This window comes from Stenotrophomonas oahuensis (genome assembly GCF_031834595.1).
In the GTDB taxonomy this organism is placed as follows: Bacteria; Pseudomonadota; Gammaproteobacteria; order Xanthomonadales; family Xanthomonadaceae; genus Stenotrophomonas; species Stenotrophomonas oahuensis.
Map to the genome: position 1 here is coordinate 268,704 of NZ_CP115541.1, position 21,398 is coordinate 290,101.

The following is a 21,398-nucleotide window of genomic DNA, read 5'->3' on the forward strand; positions in this document are numbered from 1 at the left end:
CCCAAACACGGGAACCGATGACCGACGGGTGTTCGCCCGAATCCAACAGCAGCCGGGCAAGCCCGGCTCTACGCACAAACAAAAACGCCCGGGAATCCCGGGCGTTTTCGCTGTTGCAGCAGGCGCTGATTACTTGATCAGGCGCAGCGCGAACGGGTAGCGGTACAGCTCGCCGTTGTTGGCCTTCACTGCCGCGATGATCGAGAAGACCAGGCTCAGGATGCCGACGATCGGAGCCAGCAGGCCGCCGATGAGGACGAACATCAGGATGAAGCAGATGACCATGGCGATCGAGATGGTGATCTGGAAGTTCAACGCCTCCTTGGCCTGGTCGGTGACGAAGGCCTTGGTTGGGTCATCTTTGTTGATCAGCCAGATCACCAGCGCGCCGATGAACCAGGTGAAGATGCCCAGCAGGTGCGCGGCCAGCGCCATGGTGCGCTGGTCGCTCGGCACCGGGCCGTCGGTGACCGGCGGCGGCGGCGGGGCGGTAACGTTTTCAAAATCGCTCACGTGAAACTCCTTGTTCAGTGTATTGGGTGGTGCGTGGCAGGCTCCCCGCCTGCCAAGGCAGCGCCAATAGGATACGTCAAGGATTGCGTCAATCGTTGAAAACGTCAGTCGTTACCGGCCACGGTCATCCGCCCGACCAGGATCGACCCGACGTGGATGTGCGAGCGTGGATCGATGTCACTGCCCACCGCCTCGATCCGGGTGAACATGTCCTTGAGGTTGCCGGCAATGGTGATGCCGTCCACCGGATACTGGATTTCTCCGTTCTCGACCCGGAAGCCGCCCGCGCCACGCGAGTAATCGCCGGTCACCGGGTTCACCCCCTGCCCCATCAGCTCGGTCACCAGCAGGCCTTCGCCCATCTGCCGGGCCAGTTCCTGCAGGCCCGCGTCCACGCTCGGCTTCACCTGCAGGTTGTACACACCACCGGCATTGCCGGTGGTCTGCAGGCCCAGCTTGCGCGCCGAATAAGCGCCCAGCACATAGCGCTGCAGCACCCCGTCGGCGACCAGCGCCGAGTTGCGCGTGGCCACGCCGTCACCGTCGAAGGCGCTGGAGCGCAGGCCACGGCGCAGCAGCGGGCGCTCGTCGATGGCGAACCAGTCGGGGAAGATCTGCGTGCCCACGCTGTCCAGCAGGAAGCTGGCGCGGCGATACAGCGCGCCGCCCGACACCGCGCCCAGCAGGCTGCCGATCAGCGAACGGGATACCTCCGGTGCATACAGCACCGGCATCTGTGCGGTGGCCATCGAGCGCGGCTGCAGCCGCGCCACGGTGCGCTCGGCGGCGCGACGGCCAATGGCGGCTGCATCCTGCAGATCTTCCCGGGCCAGCGCGCTGCTGTACCAGCCGTCGCGCTGCATGCCGTCACCCTGCCCGGCGATCAGCGCGCAGCCAATCGAATGATGGCTGCTGCGGTCGCGGCCAATGAAGCCGTGCGAGTTGGCATACACCGACAGGCTGGTGGCGGTGGACGCCGACGCGCCGTCGGAATTGCTGATCCGGCTGTCGGCCGCGCGCCCGGCGGCTTCACAGGCCAGGGCCAGGTCTACCGCCTGGTCAGCCTGCAGGGCCCACGGGTGCCAGCCGTCCAGGTCCGGGAACTCACGCGCCATCAGCGCCGCGTCGGCCAGCCCGGCCGCCGCATCGTCCTCGGTGTGACGGGCAATCGCACAGGCCTGGGCCACCGTGGCTTCCAGGCTGGCCGGCTGCAGGTCGGCGGTGCTGGCACTGCCCTTGCGCTGGCCGAAGTAGACGGTGACGGCGATGCCCCGGTCACGGGTGGATTCCACCGTTTCCACCTCGCCCAGACGCACGTTCACGTCCAGGCCGCGCTCTTCGCTGCAAGCCACTTCGGCCTGGCTGGCCCCCAGCGCACGGGCCCGTTCCAGCAGCTGCTGGGACAGGTCGGCCAGGTGTTCCAGACGCGACAGGCTGTCGTCGGCGGTCAGGGCTTCAGGGGAGATCACGTTCAATGCTTTATCCTGTGCAGGTGAGTGCCCGGCGCAACGCGGGGCACAGTATTGGATGTGGAAGAAGAACGATGCGCGGACGCGACGAAGATACCGGTGAATTTCATGACAGCAGCCGCAAGCAGAAGCGCCGCGATGCGCTTGACGTGCTTGCGCTGGGCGAGAAGCTGGTCTCGCTGACCCCGGCCCAGCTGGCGCGCGTGCCGGTGCCTGAAGACCTGCTGCCGCATATCGCCGAGTGCAAGCGCATTACCGCGCATATCGCGCACAAGCGCCAGCTGGCGTTCCTGGCCAAGCACATGCGCCGCGAAGAGGAGTCCACCCTGGACGCCATCCGCGACGCGCTGGACGCCAACAGCGAAACCTCGCGCCGTGAAGTGGCCATGCTGCACCGGGTGGAAGACTGGCGCGAGCGCCTGCTCAGCAACGGCGACACCGCGCTGGCCGCGCTGCTGGACGAGTACCCGCAGGCCGACCGCCAGCAGCTGCGCACGCTGGTGCGCAATGCGCAGGCCGAGAAGGCCAAGAACAAGCCGCCGCGTGCGTTCCGCGAGATCTACCAGGTGCTGCGCGTACTGATGCTGCCGGCCGCACTGGGCCTGGACGCCGTCAACGCCGCCCCGGAGGACGACGAAGACGACCAGGACAGCGTCGAAGACTGAGCGCATGCCCGGGCTCAGGCCTGGGTACCGCCCACGGTGATGCCGTCGATCAGCAGCGACGGCTGACCCACGCCCACCGGCACGCTCTGCCCGTCCTTGCCACAGATGCCGACGCCTTCGTCCAAGGCCAGGTCGTTGCCGATCATGCGCACCTTCTGCATGGTTTCCGGCCCGTTACCGATCAGGGTCGCGCCCTTCACCGGCGCAGTGACCTTGCCGTCCTCGATCAGGTAAGCCTCGGTGGCCGAGAACACATACTTGCCGCTGGTGATGTCGACCTGGCCACCGCCGAAATTGACGGCGTACAGGCCGCGCTTGACCGAGCGGATCATCTCCTGCGGGTCATGCTGGCCGGCGCGCATGTAAGTATTGGTCATGCGCGGCATGGTCAGGTGCGCGAACGACTCACGCCGGCCATTGCCGGTGGGGGCCACGCCCATCAGGCGCGCGTTGAGCGAATCCTGCATGTAGCCGACCAGAATGCCGTCTTCGATGAGGGTGGTGCACTGGGTGGGATGGCCTTCGTCATCCACATTCAGTGAGCCACGGCGGCCCTCGAGGGTACCGTCATCGACGATGGTCACGCCCGGCGCGGCCACGCGCTCGCCGATGCGGCCGGCGTACACGCTGGTGCCCTTGCGGTTGAAGTCACCTTCCAGGCCGTGGCCGACCGCCTCGTGCAGCAGCACGCCGGGCCAACCGGGGCCCAGCACCACGCTCATCACCCCGGCCGGAGCCGGAATGGCCTCCAGATTCACCAGCGCCTGGCGCAGCGCTTCCCGGGCGAAGGCCTCGGGGCGACCATCGGCGAACAGTTCGGCATAGCTGTAACGGCCACCGCCCCCGGAGTACCCGGATTCGCGGCGACCGTTCTGCTCCACGATCACCTGCACGTTCAGCCGCACCAGTGGGCGGATGTCGCCGGCCAGCACGCCGTCACTGCGGGCGATCAAAACGGTGTCGACGCCGCCGGACAGGCTGACCATCACCTGCTGCACGCGCGGGTCGGCTGCACGCAGGTAGCGGTCCAGGCGCTTGAGCACCTCGACCTTGGCTTCGTTGCCCATGCCGTCAATCGGGTCCAGCGCCGGATACAGCGCGCGCGCATTGCCGCGGGCCAGGGCCCGGGCCGGCTGCGCCCCACCATCACGGGAGATGGCGCGGGCCGACTGCGCGGCCGCCAGCAAGGCGTCGCTGTGGATGTCATCGGAGTAGGCGAAGCCGGTCTTTTCGCCGGCAATGGCGCGCACGCCTACACCCTGCTCGATGGAATGGGCACCGTCCTTGACGATGCCGTCTTCCACGCTCCAGCTTTCGCGCCGGGCGTGCTGGAAATACAGGTCGCCGAAATCAATACCGGGGCCCAGCAGGGTCCCGAAGGTGCGTTCCAGGCCCGTGGCGTCCAGCCCGGCGGGCAGCAGCAGGCGATCCTGGGCAAGTGTCAGTGCGTTGTCGGTCATGGTCCTGATCTATGGGCAGGGGCCGCTATCGCAAGCAGCACAGAAGGGAATGTTCACGGTTTTGCCGGCGCAGCGGCCGGCACCGGCGGCAAGGGCGGCGCGTCGTCACGGTCGATCACCTCGACCTTGGGCTCCGCCCACGGCCCGGTGACCCGGTAGGTCTTGGCCCCGATCTCGCCCAGCGGCTTGGACAGCACGGCATTGGCCGCCGCGCCCACCGCCGCACCCACCGGGCCACCGGCGACCGCGCCGACCACGGTCAGCAGGTTGCCGGCGCGCGGGTTCACGTCGATGGTCTGGTCGAACTGCTGGCGGCGCAGGTCGGTCTGACCGCGGATGCTGATGTTGGCCGCCGGGCCTTCGATCAGCACCTTGTCGGTGGTGGCCATGCCGTCTGCAAAGGCCAGCGTGCCCTCAACCTGGTTGAAGGCGAAGCCCTTGGAGAAGAAGTCGCGGAAATCAAACATCAGCCGGCGCGGCAACTGGGTCACGCTGAGCAGACCGAGCACGCGCCCCGCCCCCGGCTCCAGTTCCAGCAGCTGGCCATTGCGTGCATGCACCTGCAGTTGTCCTTCCAGAGCCCCCAGGGCGAAGTCGGACGGCCCGCCAGGCCAGCCCGCCTCCAAGCGCAATGTGCCTTCGCCACCCCGCAGCTGGCCGCCGTAGTCCAGGTTCTGCATCAGCCCGCCCAGATCTTCGCTGTTCACCTGCACCTGCATCTGGGTGTTGGCGGTCGCGCCCATGCCCAGCCAGCGGCCCTGGATGTCGATCTGCTGCTTGGGCGCACGGAACTGCAGCTGGTCCACGCTGAGCCCGTTGCCGAACGGATGCGTGCGCAGCACCGCCTGGCCGAGCTTGGCCTTGCCGAACTGCAGGTCGTTGATATCCAGCGACAGCGGCGGAATCCTGGCTGGATTGGTGTCGTTGGCACTGGCCTGCACCCGCGCCGGCAGCGTGGCGTCGTCGGGCAGCACGATGGCCGCGCCGTCGTCGGGGCGCTTGACCGGGGTCGGAAGCGACTTCCAGTGCACCCGATCCAGCTTTCCGACAATGGGAGCCCCGTCAGCATTGGGCACGCTCAGATCGCCCGCCAATGAGGGGCCGTCCATGCGCACTTCAATGCTGGCCGGGGTCGGTCGCAACTGCAGGCGGGTCTGTTCGAACACGCCGCCGGCCAGCAGCAGCTGCCCAACCTGCACGTCCACGTGCCGCAGCGGCATCGGGTCGTCGCCGCCACCGCCGGGCGAACGCGCCAGCGCGATCCATTCCAGCGCATCCAGCGAACCGCTGCGCCCGTTCACCGCCAGCCCGCTGGCCGGTGGATCGCGATCCACGCGGTCGCTGCCCAGGGTGACCTGCACGCCGGTCTGGTTGTTGTGGGTGCGCGCCGCGAGCGCCAGCCGCTGACCGAAGGCGACATCAACGCGCCCAGCCCCCATCGGCAACTGTGCGTTCACCGTGGTCGGCAGTGACACCGGTGCGGGTTTGTCGAGCGGAGCCGGCAGGTCCAGGCGCGTGCCGACCAGATCCGAATGCAGGGTCAGCAGCGTCGGCGGCTCGATCTTCGCCCCCGCCGCGACCTTGGGCAGGGTCACCCCGATGGTCCAGCGCGAGGTCCCTTCAATGTAAGGCTTGATCCAGCTCAGCTCGGGCGCACGGTCCAGCAGCAACCCGGCATCGAGCGATGCGCTGAGTTCGGATTCGAACGCCTGCGCCGGATCCTTCACGAAGCCACCTGCGCGCAAACTGAGCTGACCGTCCTGCCCCAGGTGACGCACAGCCAGCTGCTCGGCACCGAAGCCGTCGTTGCTGTAGCTGGCCTTGCCATGCATGTTGTCGAAGGTCAGATCGAAGCGTTTGTCACTGAGCGTGGCTCCGGCCAGCTCGACCGACCCCTGAAGACGACCTGGGCCGGCATCGTGGTGCAGCGGCTGCAGCAGGTCGAAGCCGACCACCGCCGGGCCCTTGGCGGTCAGCGCATTGAGCGAATCACCGTAGGTCTTCTGCAGCGGGCTCTGCTTGAGCATGGCCAGCAACGCGCTGGCATCGCTGCGCGTATTGGCCTTTACATAGAGGTCTGACTGCCCGAAATCGGCGATGCCGGCTTCGAAATGGTTCACCGGGACCCCGGCCAGATCGCCGCGCCCGTGCAGTTCGAAACCCGGGCCAATGAAGGCGATGTCGGCGTCGACCTTGTTCATGGTCGGCCAGTCGTGCTGGAAGCGGATGTTGCCGTTGTCGATGTGGCCGGTGGCTTCGAAGCGACCGTTGTTCTGGTCGAACGGCCAGTCTTCCAGGTCACCGGTGACCAAGCCCACGCCACCGCGCACATGGCCTGAAACCAGTGCCGCATCCAGCCAGTCGGTCGCGCCCTTGCTCATCTTGGAGTGTATCCAGAAGCGCTTGGCGGCGGTCATCGGCACGTCGTCGATCTTTGCGGCCAGCTGCAGCCACGGACGCGTGCCGTTGCCCTGGAACCACACCCCGCCGCGCACGTCGGCGGCATAGTCGGTGCCCTGCACGCGCAGTGCAGGCGTGCCGACACGCCAGCCGCCGGCCTCATCACGCCAGCCCACCACGCTGCCGGCCAGATGCACGTCGTGGCGCACGCCGAACCCGGACGGCCAGTCGAACTGCATCACGCGGGTGGGCTGCAGGTCCAGGCGGAACCCATCGGCGTCGCCCTGGAAGTGCCCCCCGACTCCGCTCAGGCCCGGCGCGTGCCCGGCCGCGGCGAAGCGGATGTCCTCCAGATCGCCTTCAAAACGCAGCGCCCCGGCGCGCTCACCACTGAAGCGGACACGGGTCATGCGCACCTGCGGTGCCGCCGCATGCAGCCAGCTGCGCAGACCGGGATCGATCCGGTCGGTCAATGCCAGCCCACGCAGCAGCGCGGTGGCGTCGATGTTGTCACCGGCCAATGCCATATGCTCGCCGCCGGCTACCAGCAGCCCATCCAGGGTCTGCTCGCTGCCGTCCATGCCAATGCGCAGGCGCGACGCATCGGCACGCCAGCCGCCTTTGACCCAGCGCCAGCGTGCACGCAGCTCCAGGTTCTGCAGGGTCATCTGCGGGCGCTTGCCGTCGGCCAGCGGTGCCCCCTGCAGTTGCACATCGTGCAGATCGGCATCGGTGGTCACCATCACCAGCCGCGAATCGCGCACGTCCACCCACGCATTGAATTCGCCGGTGCCCTGTTGCAGGCGTGCACCGCCAAACTGCAGCAGGGACGACCATGCGCTGAAGTCGGCCGGATCCGCGCCCAGCCAGACCTGACCGTCGCCGCGCTTGCGCTCGAAGTCCAGCACGGCGGTCAGCGGTTGCGTCTTTTCGTCAGCCCAGGCGCGCGCGCCCACGCGCAGCCGCTGGCCATTCACGCGCAGGCGCAGATCGATGCGCGGCAGTTCGGTATGCAGCTGCAGCGACGGCGCATCCACGGTCAAGCGACCGCCGATCACCTGCAGCTCGCCCAGCCGGCGCAGCGACTCCAGCGGGTCGCCGTGGCCTGACTGTGGCAGGCCCTGCACCGACCAGCGGCCGTCGTCGGCGCGCTGCAGTTCCAGCGCCAGGCCACGAAGGCGCAGCTCGGTCAGCGATTGGCCGGGCAGCAGGCCGGCATACATCGACACCAGCACCTCGGCTTCGCCGATGCGCAGGCCCTGCCCTTCACCGATGCGCAGCCCCTGCAGGGCCAGCAGCGGACCGCGCCGGGTCCAGCGGGTATCGAGCTGGTCAAAACGCACCGGCTGGCCGGCACGCGCGCTCAACCACGCGGCAACCTTGTCGGGATGCCGCTCGGCCAGCGGCAGCAGCTGGCTGACCGTGCCGACCAGCACGGCAACGCCCACCAGCACGATGGCCAGGGCATAGACAACATGGCGGCGGATCCTTCGCAGCCGCAGTCGCAGCGGCGTGGTCATCGACCTGCCGGCACGCCACGGCGTGCCAGTGCGTGAAGATCAGAGCAGCACGACATCGAACTGCTCCTGCAGGTACTGCTCGTCGGCCTGGAACCGGATCGACTTGCCGAGGAATTCCTCCAGCTCGGCCACTGCCGCAGATTCCTCGTCGGTGATGCGTGCCACCACCTTGGTGGAGGCGATCACCAGCAGTCGCGCCGCGTCGAACTGGCGCACCGCGCGGGTGATCTCGCGGAAGATCTCGTAGGTGACGGTTTCGGTTGTCTTGATGCTGCCGCGACCGCTGCACTGCGGGCAGGTTTCCGAGAGCTGCCGTTCCAGGCTCTCCACGGTGCGCTTGCGGGTCATTTCAACCAGACCCAGCGGCGAGAAGTCGTACACCGTGGTCTTGGCGTGATCACGCGCCAGCGCCTTTTCCAGGGTGCGCAGCACCTGACGGCGGTGCTCGGCGTCATCCATGTCGATGAAGTCGATGATGATGATGCCGCCCAGGTTGCGCAGCCGCAGCTGGCGCGCCACCGCCTGCGCCGCTTCCAGGTTGGTGCGGAACACCGTTTCTTCCAGGTTGCGCTGGCCCAGGAACGACCCGGTGTTGACGTCGATGGTGGTCATCGCTTCGGTCTGGTCGATGACCAGATAACCACCGGACTTGAGCGGGACCTGCTTGTCCAGCGCGCGCCCGATTTCGTCCTCCACCCCGAACATGTCGAAGATCGGGCGGTCGCCGCTGTACAGCTCCAGCTTCTCGGCCAGCACCGGCATGTACTTGGCCACGAAGGCCTGCAGCTGGGCGAAGGTTTCCTTGGAATCCACCTTCACCTTGTCCACGTCCTTGCGGATCAGGTCTCGGACCGAACGCAACGGCAGGCTCAGGTCCTCATAGATCACGCTGCAAGGTGCCGCTTCGCGCCCGCGCCGCTCGACCACGTTCCAGACCCGCGACAGGTAGGCGATGTCTTCGGCGATGGCCTCGGCCGGCTGACCTTCGGCATTGGTGCGCACGATGTAGCCGTAGCCCCCGTGCTGGGCCGACAGTTCGGTCACCAGGGTTTTCAAACGCGCACGTTCGGCCTCGTCCTCGATCCGCGCCGACACCCCCACCACCTTCGACTGCGGCAGCAGCACCATGTAGCGCGAGGGAATGCTGATCTGGGTGGTCAGGCGCGCGCCCTTGGTGCCGATCGGGTCTTTCACCACCTGAACCACGATGTCCTGGCCGTCGCGCAGCAGTTCCACGATCGGCACCGAGGATGGCGGTGGCAACGTGGTGCCCTCGGTGTCGCCGCTGGCCACCGGCGCGGGGCGCACTACGTCATTGGCGTGCAGGAACGCCGCGCGCTCCAGCCCGACCTCGACGAAGGCGGCCTGCATGCCGGGCATCACCCGCTGCACCTTGCCCTTGTAGATGTTGCCCACCACTCCGCGACGCCAGCCGCGCTCGATGTGCAGTTCCTGCAGCATGCCGTTTTCGATGACCGCCACGCGGGTTTCGCGCGGAGTGACGTTGACCAGGATTTCCTCAGACATGGGCGACTCCCTTCGGTTCGAACGCCAACAACAATTGTTCGGTCTGCTGCAGGGGCAATCCCATCACACCCGAATAGCTTCCCGCCAGATGGCGGATGTAACGCTCGGCCCCACCCTGGATGGCGTAGGCCCCGGCCTTGCCCATCGGCTCGCCACTGGCCACGTAACTGGCAATGGCGACGTCGCTCCAGTCCATGAAGGTGACCTCGGACACCACCAGCACGCTCTGCTGGCGGTCGGCGGCGACCACGGCAACCGCGGTGGCGACCTGGTGGGTGTGGCCGGACAACCGGCGCAGCATGGCGGCGGCATCGGCAGCGTCGACCGGTTTGCCGAACACCTCCCCTTCCAGGATCACTTCGGTGTCCGAGCCCAGCACCACGGCATCGGGGTCGGCACCGACCAGGGCCAGACCGGCCCTGGCCTTGTCGGCGGCCACGCGCTGCACATAGTCCAGGGCGGTTTCCCCGGGGGCACGGACTTCAGGCACGTCCAGATCCAGCGCGCGGAAGGGCCGGTCCAGTCGGGACAACAATTCGGTTCGTCGAGGCGAACGGGAGGCAAGATAAAGCATCGCGGAAGGATAACCTGCGGCCGCTGTCTGAATCGCGCACAACCGGACAGAATCCGCATCAACCCCGCTCAGCCTCACCACGCGTTCATCGCCCCGACACCAACCTCAACGCCTTCACAAGGAGATGTTCATGCGCCGCTTGACCCTGTCCCCGCTGCTGCTCGCCCTGTCCCTTGCCCTGGGAGCCACCATGACCGCCCACGCCCAGACCGCCCCGGCCATTGCCGCCCCTATCGACGGCACCCTGCTCAACGTGTCGGCCAACGCCGAAGCCAAGCGCGTACCCGACGTGGCCACCCTGTCGGCCGGCGTGGTCACCCAGGCCACCGATGGCAACACCGCGATGCGCCAGAACGCCGAACAGATGACCAAGGTGCTGGCCGCGATCAAGACCGCCGGCATTGCCGAGCGCGACGTGCAGACCAGCGGGGTCAACCTGAGCCCGCAGTACCGCTACGCCGAAAACGAGGCCCCGAAGATCACCGGCTACCAGGCCAGCAACACGGTCAGCCTGAAGGTGCGTGACATCGCCAAGCTCGGCAAGGTACTGGATGCCCTGGCCGCACAGGGCGCAAACCAGATCAACGGCCCGCAGTTCGAGATCGACCAGCCCGAGCCGGTGTATGACGAAGCCCGCCTGGCCGCACTGAAGAAAGCCCAGGCGCGCGCCGAGACCTATGCCAAGGCGCTGGGTCTGCGTGTCCGCCGGATTGTGAGCATCTCGGAAAGCGGAGGCGGCAATTTCCGCCCGGTGATGATGCGCGCGGCCGCCGCCCCGATGGCCGCTGACATCTCGACGCCGGTGTCGCCGGGCGAGTCGAGCGTGTCAGTGAACCTGGACGTGGTGTTCGACCTGGGCCGGTAAGGGTCAGCGGACCAACGGTCCGCTGCTACCGGAAAGAATGACTGGCAGCCAAACGCTATACCCACCCCTGCCTTCCGGCGGGCGCGCCACTCCAGTATTCCTGTCATTGCGCGGCCCCGCGTGGCCGCGCCGCAACGTTGATGTTCCCGCACACCTGGCAAGGAGAGTCGAGCATGGTCCGGACCCATCCCCGCGTTGTACCCCTGCAGATTGAAGCTTCACGCGTGCTCGGCTGGAGTACCGCCATCGCGGTGCACGCGCTGGCCTTCCTGCTGCTGTTGATCCCCGCCACCTATGTGGCCGCCCCGTTGCCGCGCGAACGCACGCCGGTGACCTTCTTCGAAGCGATACCCGAACCGCCGCCACCGCCGGTCATCATCCGCAAGGAAGAGCCCAAGCCGATCACCCCGGCAACCTCCACCCCGGTGCCGCGTGTAGCCCCGTTGCCGCCACCCACCGCCGTTGCCAGCGACTCACTGGCGGTACCGCCACTGCCCGCCGCGGATACCCAGGCCCCGACCCTGGCTCCCGCCGATCCGGCACCGGCCATGCCGACCGGCGTGCAACTGCAATACCGCACCGCGCCGCCACCGACCTACCCCATCGCCGCCATCCGCGGCAACGAACAGGGCACGGTCGTGCTGCGGGTGCGGGTTGAGCCAGACGGCAAGGCCTCCAGCGTGATGATCGAGCGCAGCAGCGGGTCGCGGGCGTTGGACAACGCCGCACGCCAGCAGATACTGCGTCACTGGCGCTTCGTACCGGCCCAGATGAACGGACAGACGGTCGCGGCCGAGGGCCTGGTGCCAGTGACGTTCTCGCTGCCGGATTGAACAAATGAGACACGCAGCGCGTGTTCGTACAAGGTAGTGGCCGGGACGCGCAAGCAGCGCGTCCCGGCTTTGTGACACGCATGAGAAAGCGTCGCCAATTAAGCAATTTTTCACGGCTGCGTCACCTGCAGGAAACATAGATTTGCGCGGTCGCCACTGAACCCAGTGCGATCCACCGACTTCGATGGTTTTCCCAGTCAGGAGAGAAGCTGTGAAACACCCGATCCAACGGCCCACCCTCGGCCGCCGCAACAATCTGGCTTACTCCGTATCCGTCGCGCTTACCAGCGGCCTGCTCCTCCTGAGCGGTGCCTTGGCGTCGTCGACGGCCATGGCCCAGGATCAGGCCACCAACCTTGACCGCATCACGGTCACCGGCTCCAACATCCCCCGTACCAACACCGAAACCCCCTCGCCCGTGCAGGTGGTGACGCGCCAGGAAATCGACCGCACCGGCAAGACCACCGTGGCCGAATACCTGCAGACGCTGACCTCCGACGGCGCAGGCTCCATTCCCAAGACATTCGGCAACGGCTTTGCCGGCGGCGGCGCGGGCATCTCGCTGCGCGGCCTGGGTGCCGGGTCCACCCTGGTACTGCTGAACGGTCGTCGCATGGCGACCTACGGCCTGGCCGATGACGGCCAGAAAGTGTTCACCGACCTGAGCACCATCCCGCTGGACGCGGTGGATCGCGTTGAAGTGCTGAAGGACGGCGCATCCGCGATCTACGGTTCGGACGCGATTGCCGGCGTGGTCAACATCATCCTGCGCAGCGATTTTGAAGGCGGCATCCTGCGTGGCTCCTACGGCATGTCCGAAGACGGTGACGGCGACGCCAAGAAAGCCACCCTCACCATCGGTACCGGCAACCTGATCGAAGATGGCTGGAACGCCTTCATGAGCCTGGACGTTGGCAAGACCGACGCAATCAAGATCAGCGACCGCAAGAACCGCAAGTGGATCGGCACCGGCGACCTCCGTCGCTGGGGCATTTCCGCCGCCGATTCGCAGTTCATCGGCGGTGCGTTCCTCAATGGCGGTACCAGTGGCGGTGCCAGCCCGAACGGCTCGGTGTTCAACGACGCACTGGATCCAGCCACGCTGGTGCCGCTGCCTGGCTGTCAGGGCCTCACCACGATTCCCGGCCAGACTGACGCCTCCATCGCCGAGGACGGCTGCTTGTGGAATCCAGCACAGCTGTATCGTGACCTGAGCCCCAAGGAGGAATACGTCAACGTGTTCGGCCGCGCCAGCTTCGCGTTCGGCGAGGGCGGCGAGATCTACACCGAAATCGGCTACTCGAAGAAGGAAACCACCTTCAGCAACACGCCGTCTGGCGTGTCCGGCAGTTGGGGCTACCCGCGCGGTCCGCAGAATGCCAGCAGCGGTGACGGTGCGGTGGTGCTGTCCCCGACCCATCCGGACAACCCGATTCCGGGCCAGGAATCGCGCCTGCGCTATTCGGCCTGGGACGTGGGCCCGCGCGTGACCGAGAACACCAACGAGTTCAACCGCTTCCTGGTGGGCGTCAAGGGCAACTGGGGTGAGTGGAGCTACGACACCGCTTACCTGCATTCGGGCACCGACCTGACCAACGTGCGTACCGGCTTCCTGCGTTACAGCGCCGTGCAGTGCGCGCTGGGCAACCCGGCCTGCCCCGGTGGTGTGTGGCGCATCGGCGACGATGCCGGGCTGAACTCGCAGGCGCTGTATGACTACATCTCGCCGACCATCAGCGCACGCGCCAAGTCCAGCCTGGACATGTTCGACTTTACCGTGTCGCGCAGCCTGGCCGACCTGCAGGGCGGCCCGCTGGGCCTGGCACTGGGTACCGAATGGCGCAAGACCAGCAACAGCCTGACCCCGCAGACCTACACGGACGAGGGTGACATCATCGGTCTGGGCTACTCTGCCTACGACGGCACCCAGAACGTATACGCCGGCTACGTGGAACTGTCCGCACCGGTGCTGGAGCAGCTCGAACTCACCGGCGCAGTCCGCTACGACAAGTACGAGAGCGGTGAAGGCAAAGCCACGCCGAAACTGGGCGTGAAGTGGACGCCGGTGGACTGGATCGCACTGCGTGCCACCTATGCCGAAGGCTTCCGCGCACCGAACCCGGCGGAAAACGGCGACGGCGGCCTGGCGGCGTTCTCGACCGCACGCGACCCGGTGCGCTGCGCCGCGGACCCGACCACCACCAATTGCGGCGCACGCCCGGTGGCGATCATCACCAGCCCGAACCCGGACCTGAAGCCGGAAGAGTCCAAGAGCTACTCGGTGGGCATCGTGCTGCAGCCGACCTCGAGCACCTCGCTGACGGTGGATGCCTGGCAGATCAAGCGCACCAACGAAATCGCCCAGGGCAGCACCGCCCAGGCGATCGCCGACGGCGACGTGCTGCGCGACACCGACCTGATCAACGGCGTCCCGGGTACCGGCAGCATCCTGGCGGTCAACACCGCCTACGTGAACGCCAACTCGTCGCGGGTGCGGGGTATCGATACTGATATCCGCCAGACCTTCGACATCGGCCCGGGCCAGCTGGAGATGGACCTGCAGTGGAGCCACGTGCTCAAGTTCGAGCGCACCGAAGGCGGTGAAACGGTGGATTACGTGGGCACGCACGGCAACTGCGACGTGACCAACTGCATCGGCACGCCGGAAGACCGGGTCAACTTCGGCACCACCTGGAAGCAGGGACCGTGGAGCGTGAGCGGCGTGGTCAACTACATCTCCAGCCTGGAGAACAAGGACCACCGCGGTGGCGACTACCTCGCCTTCTATGCCGACGGCTCGCCGGTGGAGAAGATCTCCTCGTTCACCACCTTCGACCTGTCCGGTCGTTGGAACATCAACGACGCGTTTGAACTCAACGCATCGGTGCAGAACGTGTTTGATCGTATCGCCCCGCTCGACCCGACCACCTACGGTGGCGTCAACTACAACCCGCTGCATTTCAGCGGCGCGATTGGCCGCTACTTCACGGTGGGGGCGAAGTACACGTTCAATTGATCGATCAATTAGTGACCTAAGCAGAATGCCCGGGCATGCCCCGGGCATTTTGCTGCCCGTAGCGCCACGCCCTGCGTGGCTGCGCGGACAAAAAAAAGCCTCGCATCGCTGCGAGGCTCTGAAACTTGGCGCCCGAAGTTGGACTCGAACCAACGACCCCCTGATTAACAGTCAAGTGCTCTAACCGGCTGAGCTATTCGGGCGGGGTGCGCATTGTAACCGGGATTTTCACAGGATGTAACCCCTGTGACGCGCCCATGCTGTCAGGCGCGGTGATACGGATGATTGGCGAGCATCGCCGCCGCACGATACAGCTGCTCGGCCACCACCAGCCGCACCAGCATGTGCGGCAGGGTCAGCGGACCGATCGACCATTTTTCATCGGCCAGCGCAGATACCTCCGGCGAATGCCCTTCCGGGCCACCGATCAGGAATGCCAGATCGCGGCCCTGGCTCCGCCAGTGTTCCAGGCGCTGCGCGAGCTGCTCTGAACTGAGCTGGCGGCCCGGAACATCCAGCGCTACCACGTACGCGTTCTTGGGCAGCGCGGCAATCACCCGCTTGCCTTCGTCCTCGGTGGCGCGACGCGGGTCGCGGCCTTTGCCGCGCAGCCCCGGTTCGATTTCCACCAGCTCAAATGGCAGCCAGTGCGAGAGTCGCTTCTGGTACTCGGCGAAGCCCTGCGCGACCCAGGACGGGGCGCGTTCACCGGTGGCGATCAATCGTGCTTTCATGGTGTGTATGGGTTGCCGGCCAGCGGCCGGCACTACCGTCGAACGATGACCCTTAGCGTGCGGTGTAGCTGTCTTGCTCGTCGTCGTGGCCGTCTTCGTCGAGCAGGCTCGGCGGCTGGTCGCCGACCGTCCACAGACGTTCCAGCGCATAGAACTCACGCACGCGCGGCAGCATCACGTGAACAATGACATCGCCCAGGTCGACCAGCACCCACTCGGCCTCGCGCTCGCCTTCCACGCCCAGCGGCATGTTGCCGGCCTGCTTGGCGAACTTGACCACTTCGTCGGCAATCGACTTGACGTGGCGGCTGGAGGTGCCCGAGGCGATCACCATGTAATCGGCGACGCTGGACTTGCCGATAACGTTGATCTCAACGATATCCTTGGCCTTCAGCTCTTCGGTCGCCGCGCGTACGCATTCCAGCAGCTGCTGGGTGGACGGTGCGGGATGGGGCAGTTCGACCTTGATGGTCTGAGGCTGGGTCTGGTCGCTCAAAGCAGGAAACTCAAAAAGTGTTGGCGCGATTATACGGGGCCTTGGGCCTGAACGTATTCACGCCCCACTGGCACCGTACAGCCCGTGGTCGGCGATGTAGTCGGCGACGGGTTCAGGCAGCAGGTTGCGCCATGGGCGGCGCTGGGCGATCTGCTCGCGCACGGCAGTGGCGGATTCGCCACGCAGCGGTGCCCGAAGACGCAGGATGCGGCCGCCCGGCGTGGAAAACAGCGGTCGCTCGTCGTTGACATAGCGGCCATGCAACGCCACCGCCAGGTCCGGAGCCAGCCCCGCCTGCATCGGGCTGCCCATGCGTTCGGCCACGATGAAATGGCACAGCCCGAACAGGTCCTTCCATTCATGCCACTGGTTCAGGCTGCGCAGACTGTCCGCGCCGACCAGCCACGCCATCGGCTGCAGCGGCCCCAGTTCAGCGCGCAGCTCACGCAGGGTGTCCACGGTATACGACGGCACCCCCGGGTGCTGCTGCGCGCGATCGATCTCGCGCCGGTCCACCAGCAGCCCCGGCTCATCACCGATGGCCAGTTCCAGCATGCGGGCACGCTGTTCCGCATTGGCCCCCGGCGGGGCGCGGTGCGGCGGGTCAGCCGCCGGCAGCAGGCGCACAGCGACTTGCAGCTGATCGCGCGCGGCGCGCGCGATGGCCAGATGGCCCAAGTGCACGGGGTCGAAGGTGCCACCGTAGAGGATGCGCAGCGGCATCAGGCGCGGGCCAGCAGACGCACCGCACGGGCCTCGGCCACCGCCACCAGCAACCGCTCCAGCCCCAGCCACGGGTCGCCGTCGGCACGGCCCTTGGCCATGCGGTCGACCAGCCCGGCTTCGGCCACGAACCGCTCCCAGCGCTTGGGCTCAGGATGGCGCTGCAGCGCGCGCTTGAACGGTGCCTGGCGGGCCTCCCAGATGCCGCGGCTCTTCATTTCCGCAGCGAGATTGCCGCCCCGTGCCTGCACGCGGGCGAGACCGGCAGTGGACAACATTTCACGGATCACCATCGGCATCAGCGCGGCCACGGCCTCGCCTTCACCGCGCAGGCCGGCCAGCATGCGCAGCACCGCCGCCGGCTGGCCGGAGAAAGTGGCTTCCAGCAGGCGGAACACGTCGTAGCGGGCGGCGTCGGCCACCAGCGATTCCATCGTGTTCACATCCAGGCTCTGGCCTTCGGCCAGCAGCGCCAGCTTGTCGATCTCCTGGGCGGCGGCCAGCAGATTGCCTTCGACCCGCTCGGCCAGGCGCTGCACCGCGGCCGGATCGGCGCGCAGGCCTTTCTGGCGCAGGCGGCGCTCGATCCACTCGGGCAGCTCATGTGGCTTGATCGCCCAGGCCACCGACAGCACACCGACGCGGCTGACCGCCTCGGTCCACTTGGTCTGGTGGGCCTTGCTCCATTCATTGCAGGTGATCAGCAGAATCACGTCCGGCGCGGGGTTGGCGCAGAACTGGCTGATCACTTCACTGCCTTCCTTGCCCGGCTTGCCGCTGGGCAGGCGCACTTCCACCAGGCGGCGTGCGCTGAACAGGCTTGGCGCGTTGAACGTGCCGTCGAGCTGGTTCCAGTCGAAGTCACGGCCGTCGGCATCGAACACTTCGCGTTCGTTGACCCCGTCAGCGCGGGCCCGGGCGCGGATCGCATCGGCCGCTTCCAGCACGCGCAGGGTTTCCGGGCCGGCAATCAGATAGACCGGGGCCAGCGGCTGGCTGGCCGGCTGGCTGGCAAGTTGTTCCGGGCGCAGTTCCATGCGGAGCAGAGCCGAAGCTGGCTCAGGAACCCTGCGGCGGAATGACCGCGCTGGCCGGTGCCGCCGGTACCGTCGCCGGCGCGGTCGGGCTGGGCGCGCGCCCGCGCTCCAGTTCCTTGCGCACCACGCTGTCGATGCGACGCATGATCGACGCGGACATTTCGCGGCGCAGTTCGTCGGCCAGGATCTCGCGTTCGGTGGTGGTGCCGGTAGCGTCGGTCGGCGGCGACACGTAGTCGCGCGACAGTTCGATCACCTGCTGCGGCACCAGGTCGCTGCCGTCCTCGCGGCGGAACACGAAGATCACCGCATAACGCAGGCTGTATTCCTGGGCACGGCCCTGGGCGTCGATGGCAATGGGCAGGTCGCCCCAGCGCTCGGAAAGCACCTGCAGCTGGGCCGCCGGCCCCTTGCTGTCCTCATCGGCCAGTTCCGCACCCGATGCCAGCAGACCGCGGCGCAGCAGCTTGGCCAGTTCGCTGTACGGCGCGGTGGAGACCACCCGCACTGCGGCGGTGTCGGCCGGCAGCATCAGCTTGTTGCGCAGATGGAAACCGCACCCGGCCAGGGTCAGGGTGAGCAGAACGGCAAGCAGGAGTCGAGTCATGGATACAGTCTGATTGAGCCGGTCGATGCCGGCAACAGGGAATTCACCACCCAAGATGCCCGAATCCGCGTGAACAACGGTTGATGCGGAATCGCCGCCGGGCGATGCCCGGCGGCGCGGCGGGATCACCCCGCCACGATGTTCACGATCTTGCCCGGCACGATGATGATCTTGCGCACTGTCAGCCCTTCCAGGAACTTGGCGGCGTTCGGCTCGGCCACGCCCAGTGCCTCGATCTGGTCACGCGGCGCATCGGCCGCCACCTCGATGGTGCCACGCAGCTTGCCGTTGACCTGCACCGCCAGGGTGACCGCGTCGCGCACCAGCGCGGCCTCATCGGCCTGCGGGAAGCGCTGGTCTTCCAGCAGCGACTCGCCCTTGCCCAGCACCTGCCACAGCGCATGGCTGGCATGCGGGGTGATCGGGTTGAGCAGCAGCACGGTGGCCTGCAGGGCTTCCTGACGCACCGCCCTGCCCTGTTCGGAGCTGTCGTCGAACTTGGCCAGCGCGTTCATCAGTTCCATCACCGCCGCAATGGCGGTGTTGAAGCTGTGGCGGCGGCCATAGTCGTCGCTGACCTTGCCGATGGTTTCATGGGTCTTGCGGCGCAGCGCCTTCTGCTCGGCGTTGAGCGCGGCCACGTCCAGTGCCGGCACGGCACCGTCGGCGGCGTGCTTGTGGACCTGCGTCCACAGGCGGCGCAGGAAGCGCGCCATGCCGTCCACGCCGGCTTCGTTCCACTCCAGCGACTGTTCCGGCGGTGCCGCGAACATCGAGAACAGACGCACGGTGTCGGCACCGTACTTGCTCACCATGGCCTGCGGGTCCACGCCGTTGTTCTTCGACTTGGACATCTTCTCGGTGCCGCCAATCTGCACTGGCTGGCCGTCGGCGATCAGGGTGGCACCGATGATGCGGCCGCGCTCATCGCGCTGCACATCGACGTCGGCCGGATTGATCCAGTCTTTGGAACCGTCCTCGTTCTGGCGGAAATAGGTGTCCGCGATGACCATGCCCTGGCACAGCAGGTTCTGCGCCGGTTCGTTGCTGTCCACCATGCGCGCATCACGCAGCAGCTTGTGGAAGAAACGGAAATACATCAGGTGCAGGATCGCGTGTTCGATGCCGCCGATGTACTGGTCAACCGGCAGCCAGTAATTGCCGCGCTTGTCCACCGCATCACGGGCACCCGGCGAGGTGTAGCGCGCGTAGTACCAGCTCGACTCCATGAAGGTGTCGAAGGTGTCGGTCTCGCGCTCGGCCGCGCCGCCGCAGTCCGGGCAGGTGGTCTTGCGCCATTCCGGATCGGCCTTGATCGGCGAACCGGTACCGACGAAGTTGACGTCTTCCGGCAGGACCACCGGCAGCTGTTCTTCCGGCACCGGCAGTGCACCGCACTTCGGGCAGTAGATCACCGGAATCGGGCAGCCCCAGTAACGCTGGCGGCTCACGCCCCAGTCGCGCAGGCGGTAGTTCACGCGGCGCTGGCCCTGGCCCTTGCGCTCGAAACGCTCGGCCAGTGCTTCAAACGCACCCTGGAAGTCCAGGCCGTCGAACTCGGCCGAATTGACCAGTTCGGTCTCGCGGCTCTTGTCGCCGTACCAGTCCTGCCAGCGGCTGCCGTCGTATTCACCCTCGTCCTTGCGCGGGCTCTTCAGCGCAATGACCTGGCGGATCGGCAGGTTGTACTTGTTGGCGAATTCGTTGTCGCGCTGGTCGTGGCCGGGTACGGCCATGACCGCACCGGTGCCGTAGCCCATCAGCACGAAGTTGGCGACCCACACCGGCACGGTGTCGCCAGTGACCGGGTGCACCGCGCACAGGCCGGTGTCCATGCCGCGCTTTTCCTGGGTTTCCAGTTCGGCTTCGGACACGCCGCCCTGCTTCATTTCCGCCAGCAGCGCGGCCAGGGCCGGATTCGACTTGGCTGCGTGCAGCGCCAGCGGGTGTTCGCCGGCAATGGAAACAAAGGTCACGCCCATCACGGTGTCCGGACGGGTGGTGAACACGCGCAGCGGATCCAGCGCGCTGCCGTCGACATCACGCACGTCGAACTGGATTTCCAGCCCTTCGGAGCGGCCGATCCAGTTGCGCTGCATGGTCTTGACCGAGTCCGGCCAGCCCGGCAGGTCGTCCAGGCCGTCCAGCAGCTCCTGGGCGTAATCGGTAATGCGCAGGAACCACTGCGGAATCTCGCGCTTTTCCACCAGCGCGCCGGAGCGCCAGCCGCGGCCGTCGATGACCTGCTCGTTGGCCAGCACGGTCTGGTCGATCGGGTCCCAGTTCACCACCGCGTTGCGGCGGTAGGCCAGGCCCTTGCGCATCAGCCGGGTGAACATGCGCTGTTCGTGCACGTAGTAGTCCGGCGTGCAGGTCGCGAACTCGCGCGACCAGTCGATCGCATAGCCCATGGCCTTGAACTGGCCACGCATGTGCTCGATGTTGGCGTAGGTCCACTTGGCCGGCGCGGTCTTGTTCTTGATCGCCGCGTTTTCAGCCGGCAGACCGAACGCATCCCAGCCCATCGGCTGCAGTACGTTGTGACCGGTCATGCGCTTGTAGCGGCTGATCACGTCACCAATCGTGTAGTTGCGCACGTGGCCCATGTGCAGCGCACCGGACGGGTACGGCAGCATCGAGAGGCAGTAGTACTTCGGCTTGTCCGAAGACTCGTTCACCTCGAAGGCGCGGGTGGCGTCCCAGAACTTCTGGGCGGCGGATTCAACCTGCTGCGGGTCGTAAACGTTGGGTTCGACGCTGGTCATGGAAACGCGTGTGCGGCGGCAAAGCGGCACAGGGTACCGCAGTGCGGCAAAGCGCTCCAATCGGTGCCGGAAACGACACAGGCCGGGCCGTCATGCTGTTGATATATCAAGGATTTGTGAAGAACGCGCCCCGGCACCCCCTTTGAGAAGCGCGCAAACCCGTAGAGCCGGGCTTGCCCGGCTGCTTTTCGCGC

Annotated in this window: 16 protein-coding genes and 1 tRNA gene; 4 read left to right on the top strand and 13 right to left on the bottom strand. The window is 66.7% G+C overall.

The window, feature by feature from the left end:
* Positions 1-129 precede the first annotated feature (129 nt).
* Both PDM29_RS01235 and pmbA read right to left on the bottom strand, forming a co-directional pair.
* Positions 130-513: a DUF4870 domain-containing protein gene (locus PDM29_RS01235; protein ID WP_311192088.1), complete on the bottom strand. Its 384-nt coding sequence runs from the start codon at positions 511-513 to the stop codon at positions 130-132.
* A gap of 104 nt (positions 514-617) precedes the next feature.
* Positions 618-1,988 carry a metalloprotease PmbA gene (pmbA, locus tag PDM29_RS01240; protein ID WP_311192089.1) on the bottom strand — a complete coding sequence of 457 codons (1,371 nt, stop codon included), beginning with the start codon at positions 1,986-1,988 and terminating at the stop codon, positions 618-620.
* Between the two features lie 68 nt (positions 1,989-2,056).
* Here pmbA and yjgA point away from each other — a divergent pair, with 68 nt between their 5' ends.
* Positions 2,057-2,647 carry a ribosome biogenesis factor YjgA gene (yjgA, locus tag PDM29_RS01245; RefSeq protein WP_311192090.1) on the top strand — a complete coding sequence of 197 codons (591 nt, stop codon included), beginning with the start codon at positions 2,057-2,059 and terminating at the stop codon, positions 2,645-2,647.
* 14 nt (positions 2,648-2,661) lie between these two features.
* On the opposite strand, the gene tldD is transcribed toward yjgA, so the two are convergent.
* The 4 genes from tldD to PDM29_RS01265 are packed head-to-tail and all read right to left on the bottom strand — an operon-like array spanning position 2,662 to position 10,128.
* Positions 2,662-4,107, bottom strand: coding sequence for a metalloprotease TldD (gene tldD / locus PDM29_RS01250; protein WP_311192091.1), 1,446 nt, complete (start codon positions 4,105-4,107; stop codon positions 2,662-2,664).
* A gap of 53 nt (positions 4,108-4,160) precedes the next feature.
* Positions 4,161-8,027: a YhdP family protein gene (locus PDM29_RS01255; RefSeq protein ID WP_311192092.1), complete on the bottom strand. Its 3,867-nt coding sequence runs from the start codon at positions 8,025-8,027 to the stop codon at positions 4,161-4,163.
* Between the two features lie 39 nt (positions 8,028-8,066).
* Positions 8,067-9,554, bottom strand: a complete 1,488-nt coding sequence (gene rng, locus PDM29_RS01260; protein ID WP_311192093.1) for a ribonuclease G — start codon at positions 9,552-9,554, stop codon at positions 8,067-8,069.
* Complete coding sequence (locus PDM29_RS01265) at positions 9,547-10,128, bottom strand: Maf family nucleotide pyrophosphatase (RefSeq protein ID WP_311192094.1); 582 nt, start codon at positions 10,126-10,128, stop codon at positions 9,547-9,549. The genes rng and PDM29_RS01265 overlap by 8 nt, the downstream gene beginning before the upstream one ends.
* Before the next feature lie 130 nt (positions 10,129-10,258).
* Here PDM29_RS01265 and PDM29_RS01270 point away from each other — a divergent pair, with 130 nt between their 5' ends.
* The 3 genes from PDM29_RS01270 to PDM29_RS01280 all read left to right on the top strand — a co-directional run bounded on the left by PDM29_RS01270 (position 10,259) and on the right by PDM29_RS01280 (position 14,842).
* Positions 10,259-10,993: an SIMPL domain-containing protein gene (locus PDM29_RS01270; protein WP_311192095.1), complete on the top strand. Its 735-nt coding sequence runs from the start codon at positions 10,259-10,261 to the stop codon at positions 10,991-10,993.
* A 173-nt stretch (positions 10,994-11,166) separates the two neighbouring features.
* Positions 11,167-11,826 (top strand): energy transducer TonB, encoded by a 660-nt coding sequence (locus tag PDM29_RS01275; protein WP_311192096.1) that lies wholly within the window; start codon positions 11,167-11,169, stop codon positions 11,824-11,826.
* 211 nt (positions 11,827-12,037) lie between these two features.
* Positions 12,038-14,842 (top strand): TonB-dependent receptor, encoded by a 2,805-nt coding sequence (locus PDM29_RS01280; protein WP_311192097.1) that lies wholly within the window; start codon positions 12,038-12,040, stop codon positions 14,840-14,842.
* A gap of 126 nt (positions 14,843-14,968) precedes the next feature.
* Here the strand turns inward: PDM29_RS01280 and PDM29_RS01285 are convergent.
* The 7 genes from PDM29_RS01285 to leuS form a co-directional block, all read right to left on the bottom strand.
* Positions 14,969-15,045 (bottom strand) — tRNA-Asn (locus tag PDM29_RS01285).
* Between the two features lie 60 nt (positions 15,046-15,105).
* Complete coding sequence (rlmH, locus tag PDM29_RS01290) at positions 15,106-15,576, bottom strand: 23S rRNA (pseudouridine(1915)-N(3))-methyltransferase RlmH (RefSeq protein ID WP_311192098.1); 471 nt, start codon at positions 15,574-15,576, stop codon at positions 15,106-15,108.
* A 52-nt stretch (positions 15,577-15,628) separates the two neighbouring features.
* The gene (gene rsfS / locus PDM29_RS01295) at positions 15,629-16,072 is read right to left on the bottom strand and encodes a ribosome silencing factor (protein ID WP_311192099.1); all 444 of its coding nucleotides are present in this window, start codon (positions 16,070-16,072) and stop codon (positions 15,629-15,631) included.
* Between the two features lie 57 nt (positions 16,073-16,129).
* Positions 16,130-16,795: a nicotinate-nucleotide adenylyltransferase gene (gene nadD, locus PDM29_RS01300; protein ID WP_311192100.1), complete on the bottom strand. Its 666-nt coding sequence runs from the start codon at positions 16,793-16,795 to the stop codon at positions 16,130-16,132.
* On the bottom strand, positions 16,795-17,832 hold the full coding sequence (gene holA, locus PDM29_RS01305; RefSeq protein WP_311192101.1) for a DNA polymerase III subunit delta: 1,038 nt from the start codon (positions 17,830-17,832) through the stop codon (positions 16,795-16,797). Before holA ends, nadD begins: the two co-directional genes overlap by 1 nt.
* A 22-nt stretch (positions 17,833-17,854) precedes the next feature.
* A complete protein-coding gene (locus PDM29_RS01310) occupies positions 17,855-18,439 on the bottom strand; it encodes an LPS-assembly lipoprotein LptE (RefSeq protein WP_311192102.1) in 585 nt (194 codons plus the stop codon).
* Positions 18,440-18,564: 125 nt separating this feature from the next.
* Positions 18,565-21,204, bottom strand: a complete 2,640-nt coding sequence (gene leuS, locus PDM29_RS01315; RefSeq protein WP_311192103.1) for a leucine--tRNA ligase — start codon at positions 21,202-21,204, stop codon at positions 18,565-18,567.
* Positions 21,205-21,398 lie beyond the last annotated feature (194 nt).

Excerpts from the sequence above, each read along its gene's own strand:
- yjgA (WP_311192090.1), top strand. The coding sequence starts at position 2,057 with ATGCGCGGACGCGACGAAGATACCGGTGAATTTCATGACAGCAGCCGC.
- tldD (WP_311192091.1), bottom strand. The coding sequence starts at position 4,107 with ATGACCGACAACGCACTGACACTTGCCCAGGATCGCCTGCTGCTGCCC.
- PDM29_RS01255 (WP_311192092.1), bottom strand. The coding sequence starts at position 8,027 with ATGACCACGCCGCTGCGACTGCGGCTGCGAAGGATCCGCCGCCATGTT.
- rng (WP_311192093.1), bottom strand. The coding sequence starts at position 9,554 with ATGTCTGAGGAAATCCTGGTCAACGTCACTCCGCGCGAAACCCGCGTG.
- PDM29_RS01265 (WP_311192094.1), bottom strand. The coding sequence starts at position 10,128 with ATGCTTTATCTTGCCTCCCGTTCGCCTCGACGAACCGAATTGTTGTCC.
- PDM29_RS01270 (WP_311192095.1), top strand. The coding sequence starts at position 10,259 with ATGCGCCGCTTGACCCTGTCCCCGCTGCTGCTCGCCCTGTCCCTTGCC.
- PDM29_RS01275 (WP_311192096.1), top strand. The coding sequence starts at position 11,167 with ATGGTCCGGACCCATCCCCGCGTTGTACCCCTGCAGATTGAAGCTTCA.
- rlmH (WP_311192098.1), bottom strand. The coding sequence starts at position 15,576 with ATGAAAGCACGATTGATCGCCACCGGTGAACGCGCCCCGTCCTGGGTC.
- nadD (WP_311192100.1), bottom strand. The coding sequence starts at position 16,795 with ATGCCGCTGCGCATCCTCTACGGTGGCACCTTCGACCCCGTGCACTTG.
- holA (WP_311192101.1), bottom strand. The coding sequence starts at position 17,832 with ATGGAACTGCGCCCGGAACAACTTGCCAGCCAGCCGGCCAGCCAGCCG.
- PDM29_RS01310 (WP_311192102.1), bottom strand. The coding sequence starts at position 18,439 with ATGACTCGACTCCTGCTTGCCGTTCTGCTCACCCTGACCCTGGCCGGG.
- leuS (WP_311192103.1), bottom strand. The coding sequence starts at position 21,204 with ATGACCAGCGTCGAACCCAACGTTTACGACCCGCAGCAGGTTGAATCC.